Annotated in this window: 19 protein-coding genes; 14 read left to right on the top strand and 5 right to left on the bottom strand. The window is 42.1% G+C overall.

The features are described from left to right. The 12 genes from AC04MN_RS11575 to AC04MN_RS11630 all read left to right on the top strand — a co-directional run bounded on the left by AC04MN_RS11575 (position 1) and on the right by AC04MN_RS11630 (position 13,362). Positions 1–1,230, top strand: a complete 1,230-nt coding sequence (locus tag AC04MN_RS11575) for an FtsX-like permease family protein (protein ID WP_475383359.1) — start codon at positions 1–3, stop codon at positions 1,228–1,230. Continuing rightward, positions 1,223–1,903, top strand: coding sequence for an ABC transporter ATP-binding protein (locus AC04MN_RS11580; protein ID WP_475383360.1), 681 nt, complete (start codon positions 1,223–1,225; stop codon positions 1,901–1,903). The genes AC04MN_RS11575 and AC04MN_RS11580 overlap by 8 nt, the downstream gene beginning before the upstream one ends. A gap of 139 nt (positions 1,904–2,042) precedes the next feature. Next, a complete protein-coding gene (gene bamA, locus AC04MN_RS11585; protein WP_475383361.1) occupies positions 2,043–4,466 on the top strand; it encodes an outer membrane protein assembly factor BamA in 2,424 nt (807 codons plus the stop codon). Between the two features lie 47 nt (positions 4,467–4,513). Then, positions 4,514–5,017 (top strand): OmpH/Skp family outer membrane protein, encoded by a 504-nt coding sequence (locus AC04MN_RS11590; protein WP_475383362.1) that lies wholly within the window; start codon positions 4,514–4,516, stop codon positions 5,015–5,017. 140 nt (positions 5,018–5,157) lie between these two features. After that, a complete protein-coding gene (lpxA, locus tag AC04MN_RS11595; RefSeq protein WP_475383363.1) occupies positions 5,158–5,979 on the top strand; it encodes an acyl-ACP--UDP-N-acetylglucosamine O-acyltransferase in 822 nt (273 codons plus the stop codon). Beyond that, positions 5,972–6,901 (top strand): Gfo/Idh/MocA family protein, encoded by a 930-nt coding sequence (locus tag AC04MN_RS11600; RefSeq protein ID WP_475383364.1) that lies wholly within the window; start codon positions 5,972–5,974, stop codon positions 6,899–6,901. Before lpxA ends, AC04MN_RS11600 begins: the two co-directional genes overlap by 8 nt. A gap of 8 nt (positions 6,902–6,909) precedes the next feature. Further along, positions 6,910–8,052, top strand: coding sequence for a lipid-A-disaccharide synthase (gene lpxB / locus AC04MN_RS11605; protein WP_475383365.1), 1,143 nt, complete (start codon positions 6,910–6,912; stop codon positions 8,050–8,052). Beyond that, entirely contained in the window at positions 8,049–9,068 is a 1,020-nt protein-coding gene (gene lpxK, locus AC04MN_RS11610) for a tetraacyldisaccharide 4'-kinase (protein WP_475383366.1), read from the top strand. Before lpxB ends, lpxK begins: the two co-directional genes overlap by 4 nt. Then, a complete protein-coding gene (locus tag AC04MN_RS11615) occupies positions 9,037–9,921 on the top strand; it encodes a lysophospholipid acyltransferase family protein (RefSeq protein ID WP_475383367.1) in 885 nt (294 codons plus the stop codon). Before lpxK ends, AC04MN_RS11615 begins: the two co-directional genes overlap by 32 nt. After that, positions 9,918–11,021: a DUF3108 domain-containing protein gene (locus tag AC04MN_RS11620; protein ID WP_475383368.1), complete on the top strand. Its 1,104-nt coding sequence runs from the start codon at positions 9,918–9,920 to the stop codon at positions 11,019–11,021. The genes AC04MN_RS11615 and AC04MN_RS11620 overlap by 4 nt, the downstream gene beginning before the upstream one ends. 78 nt (positions 11,022–11,099) lie before the next feature. Continuing rightward, positions 11,100–12,314, top strand: coding sequence for a glycosyltransferase family 9 protein (locus tag AC04MN_RS11625; protein ID WP_475383369.1), 1,215 nt, complete (start codon positions 11,100–11,102; stop codon positions 12,312–12,314). Between the two features lie 37 nt (positions 12,315–12,351). Beyond that, positions 12,352–13,362, top strand: coding sequence for a glycosyltransferase family 9 protein (locus AC04MN_RS11630; protein ID WP_475383370.1), 1,011 nt, complete (start codon positions 12,352–12,354; stop codon positions 13,360–13,362). On the opposite strand, the gene AC04MN_RS11635 is transcribed toward AC04MN_RS11630, so the two are convergent. The 3 genes from AC04MN_RS11635 to AC04MN_RS11645 are packed head-to-tail and all read right to left on the bottom strand — an operon-like array spanning position 13,334 to position 16,127. Beyond that, positions 13,334–13,666, bottom strand: a complete 333-nt coding sequence (locus AC04MN_RS11635; RefSeq protein WP_475383371.1) for a nuclear transport factor 2 family protein — start codon at positions 13,664–13,666, stop codon at positions 13,334–13,336. The two genes, AC04MN_RS11630 and AC04MN_RS11635, sit on opposite strands and share 29 nt — an antisense overlap. A gap of 42 nt (positions 13,667–13,708) precedes the next feature. After that, complete coding sequence (locus tag AC04MN_RS11640) at positions 13,709–15,379, bottom strand: CRTAC1 family protein (protein ID WP_475383372.1); 1,671 nt, start codon at positions 15,377–15,379, stop codon at positions 13,709–13,711. Then, on the bottom strand, positions 15,366–16,127 hold the full coding sequence (locus AC04MN_RS11645) for an SDR family NAD(P)-dependent oxidoreductase (RefSeq protein WP_475383373.1): 762 nt from the start codon (positions 16,125–16,127) through the stop codon (positions 15,366–15,368). Before AC04MN_RS11645 ends, AC04MN_RS11640 begins: the two co-directional genes overlap by 14 nt. A 242-nt stretch (positions 16,128–16,369) precedes the next feature. Between AC04MN_RS11645 and AC04MN_RS11650 the strand changes: the two genes are divergently transcribed. Together AC04MN_RS11650 and AC04MN_RS11655 are read left to right on the top strand one after the other, a co-directional pair. Then, positions 16,370–16,564: a hypothetical protein gene (locus tag AC04MN_RS11650; protein WP_475383374.1), complete on the top strand. Its 195-nt coding sequence runs from the start codon at positions 16,370–16,372 to the stop codon at positions 16,562–16,564. A gap of 249 nt (positions 16,565–16,813) precedes the next feature. After that, positions 16,814–17,878: a hypothetical protein gene (locus AC04MN_RS11655; RefSeq protein ID WP_475383375.1), complete on the top strand. Its 1,065-nt coding sequence runs from the start codon at positions 16,814–16,816 to the stop codon at positions 17,876–17,878. A 22-nt stretch (positions 17,879–17,900) separates the two neighbouring features. Here AC04MN_RS11655 and AC04MN_RS11660 read toward each other — a convergent pair whose 3' ends face one another. Then, entirely contained in the window at positions 17,901–19,316 is a 1,416-nt protein-coding gene (locus AC04MN_RS11660) for a sigma-54-dependent transcriptional regulator (RefSeq protein ID WP_475383376.1), read from the bottom strand. After that, complete coding sequence (locus tag AC04MN_RS11665; RefSeq protein WP_475383377.1) at positions 19,313–21,154, bottom strand: ATP-binding protein; 1,842 nt, start codon at positions 21,152–21,154, stop codon at positions 19,313–19,315. Before AC04MN_RS11665 ends, AC04MN_RS11660 begins: the two co-directional genes overlap by 4 nt. Between the last annotated feature and the right edge of the window lie 81 nt (positions 21,155–21,235).

Raw genomic sequence — 21,235 nt, forward strand, 5'->3', positions numbered from 1 at the left:
GTGAAGTCAGTCATTGCGTGGATCTCGATCAAATTGATGTTTTCAAAGAAAAGTTTGTTCGGGGGCTCGACGCCGTTTGCTTTTATTGGACTGGTTCTTGGCGTTGCGGCCTTGGTGGTTAGCATGGGAGTGTTTTCAGGTTATGAAAATACTCTGAAGAAGGCGATGATTGATGTCACTGGGCATGTTCAAATCGTCAAGCGCTCTCGTTTCCAGGATGATTGGCAAGAGTTATTGGGTCGTGTTCGTAAGGCCGAGCCTGATCTTGTATCGGCCAGTCGATTCATTTTTTTGGAAGCTGTGACGGCACATCAAGGTAAAATTTCTGGAATACTAATTCAAGGAGTTGATTTCGAATCGGCGCCCGAGATTTTGAATTTCAGGGGACGAGTAATACAAGGCTCGTCAGTTTTAGACCAAAATGCTGAAATTCCACAGGCATTGATCGGTAAAGGTTTAGCTGAAAAGTTGGGTCTGAAGCCTGGGGATCAATTTCGGGCCGTGGTGCCGGTGGCGAGCAGTTATGACAATTCTGATTTTCGAAGAAAGTTGGGCGTTTTCCAAGTTCAAGGGGTTTTAGAACTGGGTAAGTTCGAATGGAATGAGCGATTTGTTGTTACAAATCTAAAGGCTGCACAAAATATGGCCGAAATTGGTGATCGCTATTCGGGACTGATTTTAAAGTTTCAAGATGCTGATCGGGCGCGAGATTCGGCTTTTCGATTGAGTCAAGTTTTGGGGGCTCCTTATTGGGTCCGTGATTGGAGAGAGTCCAATGAAAACTTGTTCGAGGCCGTGGTTGTTGAAAAGGTCATAATCTTTTTTGTGGTCTTTATTATTGTCATCGTGGCTGCCTTTAATGTGGCATCCACCTTATTTGTCAGTGTTATGCAGCGCTATGCCGATATCGCGATTCTAAAAACAATGGGAGTCTCGGAAAAACAGGTTCGGCGTATTTTTTCGTATCATGGTTTGATTATCGGAGCGATGGGGGTTTTGGCTGGCTTTGCGCTGGGATGGGTGCTTTGTTTAATGTTTACTTGGATCGAAGCTAAGTACGGCTTGATGTCAGGGTCCGTTTATAAAATTGAGGGTATCTCGGCGCAATTGCGAGTGCTGGATTTGCTGGCCATTGCCTCGGCTACATTGTTGATTTGTTTTATTGCGACACTGATTCCGGCACGAAAAGGTGCGAAGATGTCACCAGTGGATGGGTTGAGATATGGATAATGCGATTCTTATTTTAAAAGCGGAAAATATACACAAATCCTATACTCGCGGAGTCGACGAACTGGAAGTTCTTCGGGGAATTGATATCAAGCTGCACGCGGGCGAAGCGGTCGCCATATTAGGGGCGTCGGGGTCGGGTAAGTCGACTCTTTTACATATTTTAGGAACTTTGGATTTGCCAGATCGGGGGCAATTGCACTTTGAAAGTCTGGATCTATTAACGCTAAATGAAGAGCAAATGGCGGCCTTTCGCAGTGATAAGATGGGATTTATATTTCAGTTCCATCACTTGCTAAACGAGTTTACAGCCCTTGAAAATGTGATGTTGCCCTGCCGAGTAGCCGGAGAGGATTCAAAAAAATCTTCAGCGCGTGCAAAGGAGCTTTTAGATATGGTGGGACTGCAGAGTCGGATGGATCATTACCCTCAACAGTTGAGTGGGGGTGAGTTGCAGAGAGTGGCCATTGCCAGGGCTTTGGCGCGCAATCCCAAAATATTGTTTGCTGACGAACCGACGGGGAATCTAGATTCCGCAACCAGTTTAAAAATTCAAGATTTGTTCTTCGAGTTGCAGGCGAAACTAGGATTGACCCTGGTTGTGGTGACTCATGACCTGCAGTTTGCCACTCGTTTTCCAAAGGTTCTACGAATGAAGGATGGGCTCTGGGTTTAGTATAACACATCGCCCAAACTGACTTCCCCTTTTGCCAGGTTTTTTTGACACGACCTAGGTCTTGGACTAGGCTTTTCAGTGTTTGTCTAACTATTGAAGATAATTTGTTTTTCTAACGAACAACTTGAAAGCAGCGTGAATGAATCTGGCATTGATATATAGAAAGAAAAAGCAGCTATCTCTGATAAGCATTCTTGCGTTTATGATCTCGTACTGTGGAGTCAGTTCTGCAGCTCCAGCAAAAAATAAAGCAAAAGTAAAAGGTTCTACAGAAGTGTCGGCTCCCTCATCGGCGAAAGTTGCTGGTGTGACTATCAAAGAGATCCTTATCGAAGGGCAGCGCAAGATCGAAAAGGATGCCATTTTATTGAAGCTTAATTCGAAAGTGGGCGATGCCTATTCCGAACAAAAGGTACGTGAAGATATTCTGGCGCTTTTTCAACAAGACTACTATTTGGATATTTCTGTCTCTAAAAAAATCGTCGACGGCGGGTTGCAGTTAACCTACACGATAAAAGAAAAGCCTTCGATCACCGAGATCGTTTATGAAGGTAATTCTGAAGTTAAGAGTGAAGATATTGCCGATGCAGCAGGGCTTAAGAATTATCAACTGCTGAATATAGCTAAACTTCGAGAGGCTGAAGAGAAAGTTCAAAAGCTCTATGAGGACAAGGGATTCTTCCTTGCAAAGGTAAAAATTGAGATCGAAGAAGTGCAAGCTGATGAAACAGTTCGTTTGCGATTTAAGATTTCGGAAAACGATAAAGTGAAGGTTTCCAAGATCACTATTTTGGGCAATAAGCAGATTCCAGATTCAGAGTTGAAGTCCAAGCTTATGACAAGTGAAGGTGGTTATTTTAGTGCACTGTCTGGTTCTGGGCAGTTTAAACAAGAAGCCTTTGATCGCGATGTGCAAATTCTTCGTTTTATTTATTATAACAAAGGCTATGTTCAGGCGAAAATTGATAGGCCTCAGGTAACGGTTAGCCCTGATAAAAAAAGTATCTACATCACTTTGCATGTTGAAGAGGGCGAGCAGTATGCGGTCGGTGACGTCGATTTTGCAGGTGACATTTTATTTGATAAGTCCGAACTCTACGAGGCAATCACGATCGATAACAACGAAGTCTTTGCCTACGATGTCCTTCAAAAAGATATCAGTGCGCTAACTGCAAAATACGGTGATCTAGGATTTGCCTATGCCAACGTGATCCCTCGTACGCGATTTAACGACAAAGACCGCAAGGTTGATTTGGTTTTTGAGTTTGATAAAGGGCAAAAAGTTTACTTTGGTAATATCAATGTCGTGGGCAACTCAAAAACTCGCGACAAAGTGGTACGTCGTGAATTGAAAGTCCGTGAAGGCGAGCTTTATAACGAAACTCGTCGCCGCGAGTCTGTTGAAAATATTCAACGTCTGGGTTTCTTTGAAGAAGTTAATTTTAAAACCAGTGTTGATCCAAACAATACCGACATTATGAATGTGGATATCGTAGTGAAGGAGCGTAATACTGGACAAATTCAATTAGGTGCGGGTTATGGTTCAACTCAGGGTTTCACCATGCAGGGTTCGGTCAATCAAACCAACTTCCTGGGTAAAGGGCAAAACCTTGGGGCTTCGTTAAATTTAAGCCGTACGGGCAACTACTACAGCCTTTCTTTCACCGAGCCTTATTACGACGATACTTTGTGGTCTGTTGGATTTGATGCTTATCAAAGCGCGAACACGGGTCGTGAAGACTACAGTGAATCGCATCGGGGCGGTAGCGTGCGCTTCGGGCATCCAATTTCAGACAATGTTCGATTGTTTTTGCGTGCGAAGTATGACGTGACCGAATTAAAAACGAACTACGAAGATGGGAAAGCTTTAACGGATCCAACTTTGTTCCCGTTGGACACCGCTTCAGGGGAAACGGTGTCATTGTCTTCAACAGTAGAGTTCGATACTCGAAATGACCGCATGATGCCAAGCAAGGGCGTTTTAGCATCAGCTACCTATGAATATGCTGGCTTTTCTCAGCTTAAGTACCAACGTGTTTCTGGAACTTTCAGGTACTTCAAAAATCTTTTCTGGGATGTTGTCTTCAGAAACAGCTTTAACTATGCCCAGATTTCGACAACTCAAGAGGGGCGAGTTGTGCCATTCTCAGAGCTTTACTTGCTTGGTGGACCTTACTCTTTACGCGGATTCCGCTCTTACCGGGTGGGTAAACAGGTGCGGTCACAATTTGTTTACGACAAAGAGATCGCCGCCGGAACAAGTGCAAGTGAGGCTGAAAAACGTGCCTACCGTTATTTTGGCGGTACGCAGCAATTGATGTATCAAGGGGAGTTGCAGTTCCCAATGATTAAGGAAGCTGGAATTATGGGTGTGATGTTCTACGATATCGGTGCCGCTGATAATCAGCTTTCCAGTGATAAATTCTACAGCGATGTGGGCTTTGGTATTCGCTGGTTCTCGCCGATTGGGCCGCTGCGTTTCGAGTGGGGCTTCCCCTTGGATCGAGACCCTGATTATCACGAAAATACGGTGTTTGAATTTTCTATTGGAACACCTTTCTAGAGTATGCTTCAATAATGAGGAATGGATTAAAATCGAGGAGATTCATCATGTATAAAGGATTATTAGCAACTATCGGTGCTTTGTTGATTGCAGCTTCTGCTTCGGCTCAAACTAAGGTTGGATTCGTAGATATGCAAAAGGCTATTCAGTCTACATCTGCTGGTAAAAAAGCGAAGACAGAGCTTGAAGCTGAGTTTAACAAAAAGAAAAAAGAGCTAGAGAAAAAAGAAGCTGATCTTAAAAAGATGGGCGATGATCTAGAGAAGAAAAAAGCAGTTCTTTCAGAGGAAGTTTTCCAAAAGAAACAAGTTGAGTTCCAGGAAGAAATGCTTAAGTACCGTGATGTTGTTGGAAAAAGCCAAATTGAAATTCAAAAGAAAGAGCGTGATTTGACAGCTCCGATCTTGGATAAAATGAGAAAAGTTATCGAAAAAGTTTCTAAGGAAAAAGGTTTCGGTATCGTTCTTGAAAACAACCAAATGGTTCTTTATGCGACGGCTGATGCAGATTTAACACAAGAAGTGATCTCTGCTTACGAAAAAGAAAAGTAGTTGTAAATAAACTACAAATTGAAGAAGGGACCTGAGGGTCCCTTTTTTTTATTTTTGGTCTAGGTGTTGGATTTAATGACAGTTTCCTAGATTCTGCTATACTTCAAACTAAGTAAATTCTGACAAAAAGAGAGTAAATCATGGCAGTAAAAATTCATCCAACCAGTATTCTTCCAGACGATGTTGAATTGGGAGACGATGTTGAAATTGGGCCTTATGTTTTAATTCAAGGAAAAGTAAAAATTGGCAAAGGCACTTTTGTGGAGGGTCATTGTACAATTGGATCGCGCCACGGAATTGTTGAGATTGGTGAAAATAACCATATCTGTCCGGGAGCTGTTCTTGGAGGAGCACCTCAGGATGTCTCTTACAAGGGTGAAGCGACGAAATTGATTATAGGAAATAACAATGTCTTTCGCGAGTTCTGTACTGTGAACCTTGCGACATCAAAAGGTGATGGTAAAACCGAAATTGGTAACAACTGCTATTTCATGGCCTACACTCACGTCGGACACGATTGCAAGGTCGGTAACAATGTTATCATGGCCAACGATTCGCATTTGGGTGGCCACTGTGAGATTGAAGACGGAGTCACTATAGGTGGAGTGTGTGCATTCAATCAATTCACCAAAGTCGGAAAAATGGCCTTTATTGCTGGTTCTTCTGTTGTGAATAAAGACATATTACCGTTTTCACGTGCACAAGGTAACTACGCTGTGATCCGGGCGACCAATAAGATTGGTTTGGCTCGAAAGGGATACTCCCGAGAAGAAGTCCTAAATGTTCATAAGGCTATTCGAATTATGACAATGGGATCTGATACCATCGAAGAAGGTATTGCCCGTATTCAGCACGAGTGTTTTGCGAGTCCCTTAATCGAATACTTTATTAACTTTATTCGCTCCTCGAAGCGAGGTATTGCTGTCGATCGTTCGTTAAAAGGAGTGCCTGAAGATGAATAAATTAAGAAGCGCCGTTGTTGGCGTAGGATACCTTGGTACCTTTCATGCTCAGAAACATAAAAACAACTCCGATGTTGAGCTTGTTGGTGTTTGTGATTTCAGTCCCGCTCAGGCCGACAAAGTGGCGGCAGAGCTCGGCGTCTCTAGTTTTCACCGGGCAGAGGATCTTGTTGGTCAGGTTGATTTGGTGACTATTTCTGCAAGTACGCAAAGCCATTACGAGCTGGCGAAGTTATTCATCTCTGCTGGCATCCATGTCAATATTGAAAAGCCAATCACGGCAACGGTCGAACAAGCGCAAGAGTTGCTACAGCTGGCTGCTAAGAAAGATGTTTTAGTGGCAGTTGGACATATTGAAAGATTTAATCCTTGTATTCAAGAGATGAGAAAGCATTTAAAGAATGTGCGCTCGATTGAACTCATTCGCTATGCACCTTTTAAGGCGCGAGGCGCTGATGTCAGTGTATTGCATGATTTGATGATTCATGATCTTGATTTACTCTATTGGCTTTCTGGTAGCGAAGTAGCTAGTTTTGAAGCGTCTGGAGTTAAGTTGATCACTCAAGAGCTCGACATCGCCTCGGCAACTTTCAAAATGAAGAACGGCATTCACGCAACCATCAAAGTTAGCCGAGTCAGTCCAACGGCAGAACGTAGTATTCGTATTATTCAAGATGATGCAATTATCGTGGCAAACACTGGCTCACTCGAGATCGAAAAGATTGAAAAAGGTGGTGATTTAAATACCGAACCTTTAAAAGTGACCAAGTGGGCTGTCACTAAAGAAGATGCGCTTCAAAAAGAAGAAGATGCTTTTATTTTCGCGGTAAAAAATAAGACGGCACCTGTGGTTACCGGACAAGATGGGTTGAAAGCACTTGAAGGAATTGCGCAGATCGAGAACAAGATTTTAAAGGGCTAGGTATCTAAATGGATCAAGTGTTGATAGTGGCAGCCGAAGCTTCAAGTGTTACCTACGCTCAGCGAATCTTAGAGACGTGGAAGAAACAAGGTCGAAAGATTCAGGCCTTTGGCGTGGGCTCTCAAAGCATGGAAGATATCGGTTTCATCCGCTTTGGAAAAGCAGAGGAAATGGCTGTCGTTGGAGTCGCGGAAGTTGTTCATGCGTATTCTCACTTGAAGTCGGTTTTTAATCGCTTGGTGGACGAGGCGACAATCAGAAAGCCCAAAGTTGCTATTGTCATGGACTATCCCGAATTTAATTTAATGCTCGCCAAGAAGTTACATGCTCTTGGGATACCAGTTGTTTATTATATCTCCCCACAGGTTTGGGCTTGGCGTAAAGGCCGCGTAAAGAAAATTAAAAAATACTGTAAAGAAGTATTTTTACTTTTTCCCTTCGAAGAAAAATTTTATCAAGAGCACAATGTGCCTCATGAATTTGTGGGTCATCCACTTTTGGATGAAATCGATCCAAAGTTGTATGATCCTGAATTCAGAAAGATTCATCGTCAACAGTGTGGAATCAAAGATGACGAAATTGTGCTTGGTCTGATGCCGGGTAGTCGTCGGCTGGAACTTAAGCAGCACATGCAAATACAGTTGGACACAGCTCGTTTGTTAGCTCAAAAACATCCAAATTTAAAAGTTTTGATTTTGGTGGCTCCGACTTTCACAAAAGATCAGGTCCGCGAGTATCTAGAAGACTTCAGGCTTCCTTACATCCTTCTTCAAGATGAGCCTTTCCGTATGATTCATATGGTTGATGTGATGTTGGCAGCCTCAGGGACTGCGACATTGCAGGTGGCGCTGATGGAAGTGCCGATGGTCATCATGTATAAGTTAAAGTGGTTGACCGAGTTGTTTGCCACCTTATTCGTAAGGGGTACGAAATTTTTTGGAATCGTCAATTTGATCTTAGATAAAGAAGCTGTTCCTGAAAGATGGAAGGGTGATGTTAATCCAGAGCATTTAAGTGCTTTATTAGAGCCAATGATCAGTGATTCTGCCTATCGACATAAAGTGATCATGGATCTGAAGTCCGTTCGGCAGCATCTCGGTGACAAAGGTGCGACTGAACGTGTTGTTAAGGCGATTGATAAGTATTTATGAATCAAGTGTTTAAAGGCCTAGGAGCCATTTACTCATCTGCAATGGATTTGCGTAACAAGCTTTACGATAAGGGGCGACTTAAATCGGTGAGCTTGGATATTCCTGTCGTCAGCGTGGGGAATATAACGATGGGTGGAACAGGTAAAACCCCCATTGTGGATTGGCTTTTAAATTCTTTGAAAGACCGAAAATTAAAAATTGCTGTTGTAAGTAGAGCCTACAAGGCGCAGGCCTCAGAGCCTTGTTTGGTGGATCTTAGTGCGAAGAATCCTGCAGCGATTTATGGAGATGAAGTTGTTATGTTAGCATCCTTTCATCCCGAGGTGGATTTTTATTCCGGCCAAGTTAAAAGTGATATTGCAGCTTTTGCGACCTCACAAAAAAAGTATGATATGATGATTGTCGATGATGGATTTCAGCATCGACGACTTTCTAGAGATATCGATATTGTGTTATTGGATGCTACAGAGAAAATTGAAAACTACCAAGTTGTCCCCGCGGGCCGGGCTCGGGAAGATTTCAGCTCTTTACGACGAGCTCAACTTGTTTTTATTACCAAGGTCAACCAAATTGGAGATGGAGACATTCATACGCTGAGAAAGTTGATTCCTTCAGATATTCCTGTCGTCGAGTTTAAGTCATCGATAAATGGTTTTATGAATTTAAGTGGAAATTTTGTCTCTTTGGTAAATTTTCCTAGTAGAAAAGTTTATCTGGCCGCCGGTATAGCTAGACCCGAGGTTTTCGAAAAAATGATGTCTGACTTAAGGTTTGAGATCGTGGGGACTCAGTGGTTTGGTGATCATGAAGCGATCGATCTAGAAGCTTTAGAAAATTTAAAACAAAATGCAAAGCTCCATGAAGCTATTTTAGTAGTAACAGCGAAAGACGCCATTAAGTTTAAAGATTTTCCCGAAGCAATAAAGAATAATGTCTACTTTGCTTCATTGGCTATGGAGCCCTCTCAATCCGAGGAAAAGGTGTATGAGATCCTTTCTAAAATTCTTCCTGGTTAAAATTTCTCAATTTCTTATTTTACTTCCACGTCCTTTATTAAGGGGGCTAGGAGGCATCTTAGGTTTTATATGGATTGATTTATTTCGGTTTCGAAAAAAAATTATAGACTCCAATTTGGAAATCGCTTTTCCAGACTGGGACGAACAGAAGAAAAAGCAAGTGGGACGGGAGTCCGTCTATAACCTTGGCTACAATTTTGCGGAATTTTTTATTTTGCCAGCCCTCACTGATAAGTGGATTGACAAGCATGTTGTGTTTGAGGGAGTTGAGTACTGTCGTCAGGCTCAGGATTTAAATAAAGGTGTATTCTTTTTGTCGATGCATATCGGTCATAGTGATATGGCGGCAAACGCAATTGCAATGAAGGTTATGCCTATTTCGATAATTACAAAAGTTTTTAAAAATAAACTTTTAAATGATTTTTGGTTCGCGATTCGTGGGGCCAAAGGTGTTCAGTATATCGATGCTCATGGGCCGAATAATGCGTTCGAGATTTTAAAAGCTTTGAAGAAGAAGGTGGCTGTGACCTTTGTTCTCGATCAATTCATGGGGCGACCTTATGGTATTCCTACTAAGTTTTTTGGTAAGCGAACTGGAACAGCCTATGGTCTAGCTTTATTTGTCCTTAAGACGGGGGCGCCCGTAGTGCCGGTGTACCCATACGAGGGAGACGACGGGAAAATTCACATTGTCTTCAGGCCGGCTCTAGACATGCAGGGATTCATCACAGACAATAAGGATGAAACCGTGCAAAAAATGACTCAACACTTTACTGATATTATCGAGGATTGTGTTCGTCAGCATCCCGATCAATGGATGTGGGTGCATCGTCGTTGGAAGGATATCGAGTGATTAAGAACAAACTTGCAATCTTTGTTTTATCGTTAGGGATAGCGGGATGCGCTTCATCTGTTCTTCATTTTGAAAAATCCGACGATTTGCAGAAGAATGACGAGTTTGAAAAGGCCGTGCGTATTGAAAATGTCGGCGAAGAAATCAAATCTCCTTCCCAAGACAGTCCTCAGTCACCTCTGGAATTGAAGTCACCAGGAGCCGCGTTAAAAACATCGCAAGAACCTAAAAAGTCCCTGAGTCCTTTAACAGAAAAAAATGGCAAGAAAAGTCCTGTAAAAAAGGGAGCTCCGAAAAGCAGTGCAAGCATGTCGGAGTCTAAAGCTGTCCCCTCAGTCTTGACGGCTCGAGAACCCAACATTGAAGATGCCGTGGGCTTTGAGGGGCGTCGGCCCTTGAAGGATCCCTTTAAAGTCGGAGAGGTTGTGACTCATAATGTGCACTACTTCAAAGTTTCAGCCGGCGAAATCAAATTCAAAGTCGAAAACTTTGCAAATGTTAATGGCAAGAATTCCTATACATTTGCCACCGAGTTGAAAACGTCACCCTTGTTTGAAACTTTTTATAAGGTGGATGATCGGGCGGTTACCCAAGTTGGTTTTGATGACTTAGTTCCAAGTGCTTTTCAGCTTCATGTAAAGGAATCGGGTCAGCTGCGCGAATCTCGGTCTTTTTTTGATTGGCAGAAAAACAGAGCCTTTTTTTGGGAAAAGAAAATTACTGAAAAAAAAGGTGAGGAGATAAAAAAGATAGATTGGGAGATACAGCAGTATTCTCAAAACGTCTTTAGTGCCATCTATTATATGCGTGTGTTCAAATGGGAAGATGGTAAGGAATATCAGTTTAGAGTGGCGCATGATAACGAGAATCTAGTTTTTCGAGGCAAAGTTGTGCGACGCGAGACTTTAGAAACGGATGCTGGCACATTTAAGGCCATTGTCGTAAAGCCAGAGTTTACTGTAAAGGGCATTTTTAAGCCCGTTGGTGATATTTATATCTGGCTTTCTGACGATGATCGAAAATATGTTCTACGTATCGAATCTAAAATTAAAATTGGGACTCTTATCTCGGAAGTAACAAAGATAGAGCCCGGTCGATAGACTAGATTCAGATCTTGAATGAGTAAATACAAAGCCCTGGTCTTTAATAAGATACAGGGCTTTTGTTATTCTTAGAGTATGCCAAAAACCGATTGTCGCCATTTTAACGGTTATAAGCCTTGTGGTAAAAGTACTCTTTGTAGCGAGGACTGTCTTTTTTACGATGCGGTTAAATCATCAATATTGGTTGTTCATTTGGGTGCGTTGGGGGCCGTAGTACGGGCTACTTCAATTTTAGCTGGCATCAAGCGAAAATTTCCCGGTTCGCATATTACTTGGATTACAGATAAACCAGCGGATCAACTTTTACGACAGCATCCAAGAATTGATAGAGTATTAACCACCATTGAAACTGATTTGTTAAGTTTGTCGGCGCTAGAGTTTGATATTGCTTTTGTTATTGATAAAAGTTTAAAGGCGGCTGGGATAATTAAAAGAACGCAGATCGATAAGATTTACGGTTTTTCAGTGGAAGGCCGTACGGGGGCGATTATACCGGCGACGCCAGCTGCACAAGAATTGTGGCAGATTGGCTTGGACGATTACCGTAAGTTTTTTGTGAATAAAAAGCCTGAAACCCAATTAATGGCCGAGGCCTTAGAGCTTTCTTATAGACGAGATGAGTATGATATGCCGTTATCGCTTGAAGAGCGTCACGAAGTTCAGCGACGTCGGATAGAGTGGGGCGGTCCTTCTAAAAAAATGCTAGTCGGTTTTAATACTGGCTGTAGCAATGTGATTGCTCATAAAAAGTTAAGTGTTCAGTTTCAGCGAAAGTTGATCGAGGAAATCTCAAAGTGGCCCGGTGTTCAAGTGGTTCTTCTGGGGGGACCTGAGGATATCTTGCGAAATGATGAAATTGCCTACCAGCTTCCGGTGATTCGAAGTTCCGAAAGTAGCGGTTTGCGCGATGGCTATCTTAGTGTGAGCGCCGTTGATGTTGTTGTCACAGGTGATAGTTTGGGAATGCATATGGCGATCGCGGCCCAAAAAAGAATAGTAGCTTGGTTTGGTCCAACTTGTGCCCACGAAATTGATTTTTACGAGCGGGGTGAGGTTGTCTTGACCAAGGCTACCTGTGCTCCTTGTTGGAAGAGATCTTGCCAAAAAGAGATCATGTGTTACGATCAGGTTTCCTTTTCAGAGATGATCGATGCGGTTCGCCGCCAAGTTAAAATTATTGACGAACGGGAAACTCAGGACAGATTTCAACAAGGAATAACCAGTGCAAGTGAACGTAGTAATTCAAACAGCTTTTCTGGGCGATCTGTTACTAACGATTCCTCTCCTTAAAAAAATAAAGAAGACGTGGCCCAATCAAAAATTGTTTTTGGTATGTCGTCAGGGCTTTGGCGACTTTTTTTTAAGACTTCAACTTGTTGATCAATGCTTCGAGATTAAAAAAGGGGACTCGAAGTCTTATTCAACGATTTCTGCGGAATTGGGCAAATATCAAATCGATCATCTTATTTCTCCGCACGAGTCTTTACGAACAGCTTTTTTTGTTCGTGGACTCAAAGCTCGTCATAAATGGGGCTTCAAGAATTGGTGGAGTTTTCTGTTTTATGACCAATGTATATCTAAAAATTTGTCTTGGCCGGATGCTTTAAGGCAGTTGAGTTTAATGGAGATCGTAGACCCAGATCTTCACAACCTATCTACTGAGTACTGTACACAGAGCCAGCCACTAAAAGTCAGCTCTCAAGGTCTATTACCGGCAGCTCCAGAGTGGGCTAGTATGAATTGTCGGCTTTCAGTTCAGCAGATTGCCGAAGTGATGTGGCCTGCATTAAAAGATCGTTTTGATTTTCTTGCGCAAATGGAACGTCAGCCATTTGTACTGATTTTTCCTGGCAGTGTGTGGGCAACTAAACGTTGGACAACAGAAGGCTTTATTAAGTTAGCTCAAGGTTTACAGCAACAAGGATTTCAGATTCTTTTGATGGGCGGGCCAGGAGAAGAAGGGCTGTCACAACTTGTGGCTCAGAAGTTGTCTGGAGCGTATGACTTAACAGGTAAAACTAAAGTGATCGAGTCAGCTGCGATTATGCTTAAAGCTCAGTTAGTCGTTGCAAATGACTCTGCAAGTGCCCATCTTGCTGCGGTGACCGAGACACCAGTCGTTGGTATTTTTGGTCCCACGGTACTAGACTTTGGATATCGTCCGTGGGGGCAAAAAGTGGCTATTGTTGAAAACAAAGCTTTAAGCTGTCGTCCCTGTGGCAAACATGGGCACAAGGAGTGTCCACTAGGAACCCATGAGTGTATGAAGTCAATTGAAGCTGAGCAAGTTTTGCAGGCAACTTTGTTAGTTAATACACAAAATATATTTCGTGAATAAGATCGTCTTTAAAATCATAGATGGCGACCACATGGGAACCTGAAGGTGTCACGGATTCTTCATCTAGCACTCGTCCTTTTAGGATAATTCTGCTTTTTAATTTGCAGTGCAGATCTGGAGTTTTTTTAAATTTTTCAGCGTAGCTTGCTTGGAATTGGTCGATACCTTGAATAAATGGTTTAGATTCTCCGATTCGATAAGCACGAACTTCTGGATGGTAATAACTGCAAAATTTTTCGATATCTAACGAGTTATAGGCATCTAGTTGGCCCTGAACTAATTCTATTTTTTTAGATTCATTCATACTTTACCTTAGGCTTTTAGAATTTATCAGGAAGCTAAGACCTTATAGAGGCTCAACAACCTTGAGTAGCTGATTAGGTTTTATATTTTTAAGTACCTGCTTTTTTCCTGAGGGCCAAGTGATTTCAATTTTGGTAAGCTGCGTGACTTTTCCTAGACCAAAATGAAGGGTCGGATCATTTTGTTGATTCATGGTTCCGACAGCGCCATCAACCTGTCTTAAAAAGACTCCATTGGGATGGAAAACTCGAACTTGGGCAGTAACGGGATAGCTGCCAGATTTTTTGCCTGTAAGGCGAATTTTAAGGTAGTTGTTTCCATCGGGCATAACGTTTTTTAAAACCCGAACCCTGCGGTCAGCACCATTTTTAATTCGGCCAGCTTGTATCAGATCGAGCTTTCCATCGTTATTAATGTCTGCCCAGGCCGCGGCATAGGAGTCAAAAACGCGAATTCCATGTTGGGCTCCAACGTCTGTGAATTTAAAGTTTCCATTGTTTTTATAAAGCAAAGAATAAGAGTAAGGAAGGTCATAGACCTGGGACACGTAGACGTCTAACCATCCATCGTTGTCGAAATCACCCATGGTGGTGTGGGCCCAAAGCTCATCTCCGTTGTACTTTGTAAAGTCACCGATTGGGCGGTAGGGAATATTTGAACTAGCACGCATATCAACAAATTGATAAAGCGGGGCTCCGGTATTTCTGTAAATTTTTGAATCATCGCAAAGGTATCCTCGTTGATCAAAGGCACCTTTATTCATTCCAACGAATTTGTGTACTAAGTTTGAAACCCAAAGATCGAAATTTCCGTCATTATTAAGGTCCCCCCAGGTCGACGCGATAGTGTGTCCGTATCGAGGCCCGTACCATTGCTTAGTTGTTGGATCTAAATATTTTTTTGGATTATAGAGGCCTTCAATTTTAAATTGAGGTGCAAGATCGCGCATCCAAATCGAATTTAGATTGAAGAAGTTGTTAGGTCTGATGCGGTAGTTCGAAAAATAAGCTTCCACGCTACCGTCGTTATTGTAATCAGCAACAGCAATTGAGCGGAGATAGTTGGGGATGCTTTTAAAAACGAGAGGGTTGTTATTGATGAAAAGCTTTCCCCTTACATTTATAAAAAGTTGAGGTTCTAGATAAAGTGGTGCCTCTTTAATTTCATGTCTTCCGACTAAAATATCTAAGAACCCATCTTTATTAACATCTACGACAGCAATGGTTTGTACCTCTTTTGGAAACTGTAAATTGTAGTCCTTAGAGCTTTCAACAAATTGGCCACTATTTTTCTGAATCCATAGGTGCCCTCCAGAGGTGACAATATCTAGCAGTCCGTCATTGTTGAAGTCAGCAAACAGGGGATTGCCATGAATTTTGTCGATGCCAACTTTGGAAGTTACTTCAGTAAAGCGGATCTGCTGTGTCGAGCTAATGTTTTTAAACAGTTTCCAACCTACAATGACATCGGTCCATCCGTCATTATCGTAGTCACCAAATACAACCGTTGGACTGTATCCTATTTCGATTCCAGAGCTCGGAGTGTCGTCTTCAAAGTAGGCGGACTCGGAGCTTAAATTTAAGTTATTAACGATTGCAAAAGGTGTGGTCGTTGTTGGGTGTGAAAGGCAGAACCCTTGAATAAAGAAAAAGATAAATGCAGTAGTTCCTAGAAGATATTGGAAATATTTTTTAAGATGATTATTTTTTTTCATGTCTAGCTTCCATTTCGGATATGGTCCAAGAGGTCTGTGCTGTTTTGGATGATTGCTCTATAAAGGTTAGCAAAGTTTTGGCAACTTTTTCTGGTTTTTGAAGACTGTTATTTTTCTTGTACTGCTTGAATTTTTTAACATCTGGGAAGAGCGATTCAGAAGTAGAGCGTATTTGCTTTTGCATTCCAGTGTCAATAATACCAGGGCTTAAGTGAATGAAACGAAGATATTTGTTTTTGGCATAGTCTAAAGCACAAGTTTCGGTAAATAGCTGTAGCGCGGCCTTAGAAGCACAGTAGTGGGCCCAGCCGGCAATGGGGTGTTTCCCAGCCCCCGACCCAATATTAATCACTGCAAGTTTCATTTTTTTTAAAAGCGCTAGTTGAGTGAAGTATTTCGTCGTTAAAATAGGTCCAATTAGATTTACATTGAGATGCTGAGTACTCTCTTTAGGATCGACTCTGTCGACGGGACCTAATGGGTCTAAAATACCGGCATTATTAATTAATACGATCTCTTGAATTTTAGAATAGCGTGCAGATTTATCTATTTTAAGTAAGATCGATTTTATTCTTTTTTCCGTTGCTATAGGTTTGCTTAGATCCAGTGTGTATTGTTCTAGTGAACCTGACTTAAGGGGGCCTTTAGAGCGAGAAAGATTGATAACCATGTGACCAGCGATCAGCGCTTGCTGACACACTTCAAGTCCTAAACCTTTTGATCCACCGGTAATAACGTAAAGCTTCATGAACTGCCCTCTAAATCTTCTAACTTATCGGAAATTGGCCATAAAAGAGTAAGCCAAAAAGTAAACAAAACCTGAGATATATTGGAGTATAAAGTTTCAAATTTGTTTATAAATGAGACCTACCTAGATGAACGTAAGAGCGAATGAAAATAAAAATGTTTTCATCTTCAGATCATCTTATTTAGGGCTCCCTGCGGTATATTGTTTCTTGTCCAGTTATGGATAAAACAAGGAGATTATAAATGAAAAAAATCGCAACAATCGCAGCGTCAATCGTAATGGCTTCTTTCGTAGCTCATGCCAATCAACCTGCAGCTCCCGCGGCTCCTGCAGCGCCAGCGACAGCAGCTTCTCAAAAAGCTGAAGTTGTAAAAGTTGACAAAAAAATGGCGAAAGCTCATAAGAAAGATACAAAAAAAGAAACTGAAACAAAGTAGTCCTTCGTCCGTTAGTTAAGCTCTTTTCCTGTTGTTAATTGCTGTGAGCGCTCCCATGTTGGGGGCGCTTTTTGTTTTTTGTCATGTTAAACTGTCGAACTTTTGGACGCTTTTAAATTTAGGTGTTCTAAATAGCCTATAATTAGAATGAGCTGCAAAATCTAGAATTTTAGCTCGATTTTTTTGGCATTTATCCTGCTTGTGTCTAATGGAAACAATAATGTTTCACCGGCTTGATCAGGAGAACCTATGTCTAAAGTAAAATGGCTTTTAGCTATATCAGGGCTGTTGTGCCTTAGTGCCTGCTCGAAGGTCGAGGAGTTGGATAAACGGACGAAGACCATGGCTGACACCACGACAGAAATGTCAGATACCACCAAGAAAATGGCCGAGACCACTGATGAGATGAACGATGTCACGTCTCATATGTATCCGCAAATTCGTACCAAAGAAACGGAAGATACTCGCAACAAAAAGATGCAATTGATACTGGATAAACAATCTGGTATGGGTGCGCGCATCGCAGCCTCGGCCATCTACTTTCAATCTTTTGAATTTCAGTTTTGGAATAATAATAAAACCTATGACACTCCTGAAGTGCGAGAACGTCTTTTTGTGGATGCTGCTAACGAATTCTTTAGACGGGCAACAGATATCTACAATCGTATTGATGTTGAAAAACTGAGTCCGACTTTGGATGATCCAGAAGGACGGTCAAATGAAATGGCCTTTTTGGCTCTTTCTGTAGCGATGCATATGGTGAATCATCACCAAGAACAGATTCATAAAGACACCAAGCAGACCTTTGAAATAAAAAGCTTCTATGACTTGATGAAGTCAGCGCTTATAAAGGACAAGTTAGGCCAAGAGCTAACGGAATCAGAGGCCATATTTGTAACAGGAACAAATAAAGAAATTTCGATCCAACTGCTTAAGGCTCGCAGTAACATGTTATTGGCCTTGGCAGTGAGTTATATGATAGATTTACGCGAGATCGATCAAGCAAGCCTGTCTGAAAAAGGCTCGGCTCTTTTGGCAAAGCTAAGTAATGGTAAGTTTGGAAAAGTAAAACTGCATTCTTTGTTTGAAAAATCTAACATGTCCACCAAGAAAGAGATTCTAAAAAGACTTGAGGCCTCTAAAAGTACCTTGGCTTTGTTAAATCAGATTGGTCAGGCTATTAAATGGGATCCTACGATTCAGAATATTGTTAGTAACCTTGTTTTCGATGACAATGCGACCGAACTTAAAAATCCAGTTCAACTGTTTCATTATAAGCAGTATCGGAGTTTATTGCAGCAGCTGGGAAAATAAAAAAGGGGCCTTAGCCCCTTTTTTATTCTTCAGAGTAGTTACGGACATTGATTCCGTATTTTCGAATCTTTCTTAAAAGAGTATTCTTAGGAATATTGGCCTGGGCTACGGTTTGATTGATCTTTCCTTTATTGGCTTTTAAAGCACTAATGATAAATTCCTTTTCCATCTCTTCTTTGAAGGAGTCAAAATCCATTGCTCCAAGTTGAGTGTGCGTTTCTTCTTTGTTGTCCTTGGACTGCTTCTGCGCTTGCTCCCGAACATGTTCGGGGATCGAGCTGACAGTAATTCTATCTGAACCTTCCACAATAAAAGCACGTTCAACGACGTTCTCAAGCTCTCGAATGTTTCCCGGCCATCGATAAGTCTTAAGAATTTCTAAAGCTAGGGGATCGATACCATTGATCTGTCGGCCATGGCTGCGACTGAATTTCTTCACAAAGTGCATGATCAAAGCCTCCATGTCGTCAATGCGTTCACGGAGCGGGGGCATAAAGATAGGCATAACATTTAAACGATAGAAAAGGTCCTCGCGGAAGCTAAGATCTTCCATCATTTTTTCTAAATTTCGGTTAGTCGCCGCGATGATTCTTGCCGTTGTTTTAACTTCGCGATTCGAGCCCACGGGTGTGAATTTCTTTTCTTGTAGTACACGTAGCAGCTTAACTTGCATGTCGGGCTTAAGTTCTCCGATTTCATCAAGAAAAAGTGTACCGTTATTGGCTAATTGAAACTTCCCAATCTTACGCTCAATAGCACCAGTAAACGCGCCTTTTTCATGGCCAAAAAGCTCTGATTCCATCAGGTTTTCGGGAATGGCTCCACAGTTGATGGCGACGAAGCTTCCTGTTTTTCGTGGTGAATTGAAGTGAATGGCTCGGGCGACCAGTTCTTTTCCAGTTCCATTTTCGCCACGTACAAGGACTGTGGTGTCAACTTTTGATAATTTATAAACCAGGTTGAAAACTTCGCGCATTTTGCTTGAATTACCGACAAACTCTGACTCGACATCATCATCGAAGATAGGATTGGAAATGGCTAACGAGCTAACCAGATCGCGAGCTTCTAAGCTCTTACGGACAACGCTGGCTAATTTTTCTGGTTGCACGGGTTTTTCCGTGTAATCGTAGGCGCCTTCCTTGATTGCAGCGACAGCATCCTGAAGATTTGAGTGCGCCGTCATCAAGACGACAAAAGTACGAGGATCGTGTTCTTTTATCGCAGTTAAAGCTTCTAAGCCGTTCATTTCAGGCATCTTAACGTCCATTAATACGAGGTCGTATTGTCGAGCCATAACTTGATTCAAGGCTTCGCGTCCATTAGCAGCTTCGGTGATGTCGAATTCAATCTCGGGCATATTTGAATGCAAAATCGAAATAACTGATTTTCGCAGTTCGGCTTCGTCATCAACGATCAAGGTAGTTAATTTGTCTTTCATGTTAATTTCTCCGTTGTTGATGCTGCTTCAGATGGATTTAGTTCGGATTCTTCCTCGTCGATAGGTAGGGTGAAGGTGACTAAGGTTCCAACACCATACTCGCTTTCTAGGTGAACTGTTCCACGATGAAGCTCAATAAAATATTTAACTAAGTAAAGTCCCAGTCCGGTGCCTTTAGACTTCATATCTTGATCCGAGCCTCGGGTGAACTTACCCCAGACTTTATCAAGGTCTGTTGCTTTGATTCCTTCGCCGCTGTCTTTAACAGAGACTCGAATGACATTGTCAATTTCTTCAGAGCGAACTTCGACCAGGCCACCAGGACCTGTGTATTTAATAGCGTTTTCAATAAGGTTCAAGACGACCTCACGCACCAGAGTTAAGTCGAACTCGACTGAAAACATGGGTTCTAGCTGAGTCTGTAGATGAATACCCTTGGCTGCGGCCAATGGACGCAGCTGAATTATGACATCATCGATGACCTCATTGATGTCGCCGACTTCTTTATTTAAATGAAAGTCTCTGGATTCAAGGCGTAGTAGTTTTAAGACAGATTGAATATAGCGATTAAGCTCGTCAGAGCAGCCGCGAAGATTCTTAAGGTCTGAATTTATTTTCTCGTTTTCACCGTTCTCTAGGATCATGCGATCGACGATTGCTTGAATCTTAGCGATGGGAGTTTTTAAGTCATGCGAGATAAGGCTTACGAAATTGTTTTTGAGTTGCTCTAGTTCCTGGAGTGCACGCTGCTCTTGTTGCAGTTGGAAGTGCATTTGTTCGATTTTGTTTGCTTGGTAGCCGACAAATACAATCCAGGTAATGATCATCACTGCGGCTGGAGAAAGCGCCGGAGTCCATATGTAAAACGTATCAAAGGTCCAAACTGAAAGAGCCAAAGCTAAAGTCATGATCCAAGTGAAGAACATGATCGCAACTTTTTGCGGGTGATTTGATATTAGGTAAACTGCTAATGCTGTAAACAGAGCCATGAGTAATGCGTACCAACCAAAATGAAGACGCTTTATGGGGCGGGCATTGGCCAGATTATCGGTGACTTGAGCTAGAACCTCGGCTCGAGTCTGAGGGCCCAGTGGTGTCATAAATTTTTGGCTATCGCTAGGCTCAGATCCGATAAGTACGATTTTATTTTTTAGGAAATTTTCTGGTAGTTCATCGAATAGAACTTCACTTGCAGAAATATGTGAAAAAGCCTCTCCGGTGCCGCGATAATTGATGACTAAACCGCTAAGGCTATCTGGCCATTTTTTGCCAGTTAATGCTTCCGACATGTGATTTTCATCGGTCGGGAAGATGCGACGGACAATTCCATCTTCATCTTTGGTAATTGAGTTTGTCGCCACATTATTGGCTTCCGAGTTCATGAACAGAGGGGCTAATTCTTGCTCTAGATAGTTTGAGGTCGATGACCAAATGATCTTTGAATTGGTGAAAACTTGAGTTTCCTGGGGGCTTAAATGGACATCGCCGATGTTGTCGCCGAAATACAGTGTTACTCCAATTTTTTCAGGCTGCTGTGCAAGAATCTTGCTTAACAGTTGATACCATATTTTTTGATTCCAAAAAAATGAATCGGTCATGTCAGTCAGTTGTTCGAAGTCGCCTCGAAATTGTGTGCGATTGAAGTATGCCGACGAGACTTCGCTTTGCTTGACCGTGATGATCACAATTTGTTCGGATTGTTTTTGGTTGCCGCGGAGGTTGAATCGTTGATCGTAGTTTGAGGTTTCATCATTTAGCAGAATCACCAAGCCAAGCACCCAACAAAGTAGGGCTCTTAAAATGAGTCCCCGTCTTTTTACGAAAAAAAAGACACTCATTTGCTTCATCTTTTCGAGGAACAATACTAAAGACCTAATCACGCATCGCACCGTAGCAAAATTATGAGGAATATCAAGTAT

The organism is Bdellovibrio sp. ZFWA1, assembly GCF_056175665.1.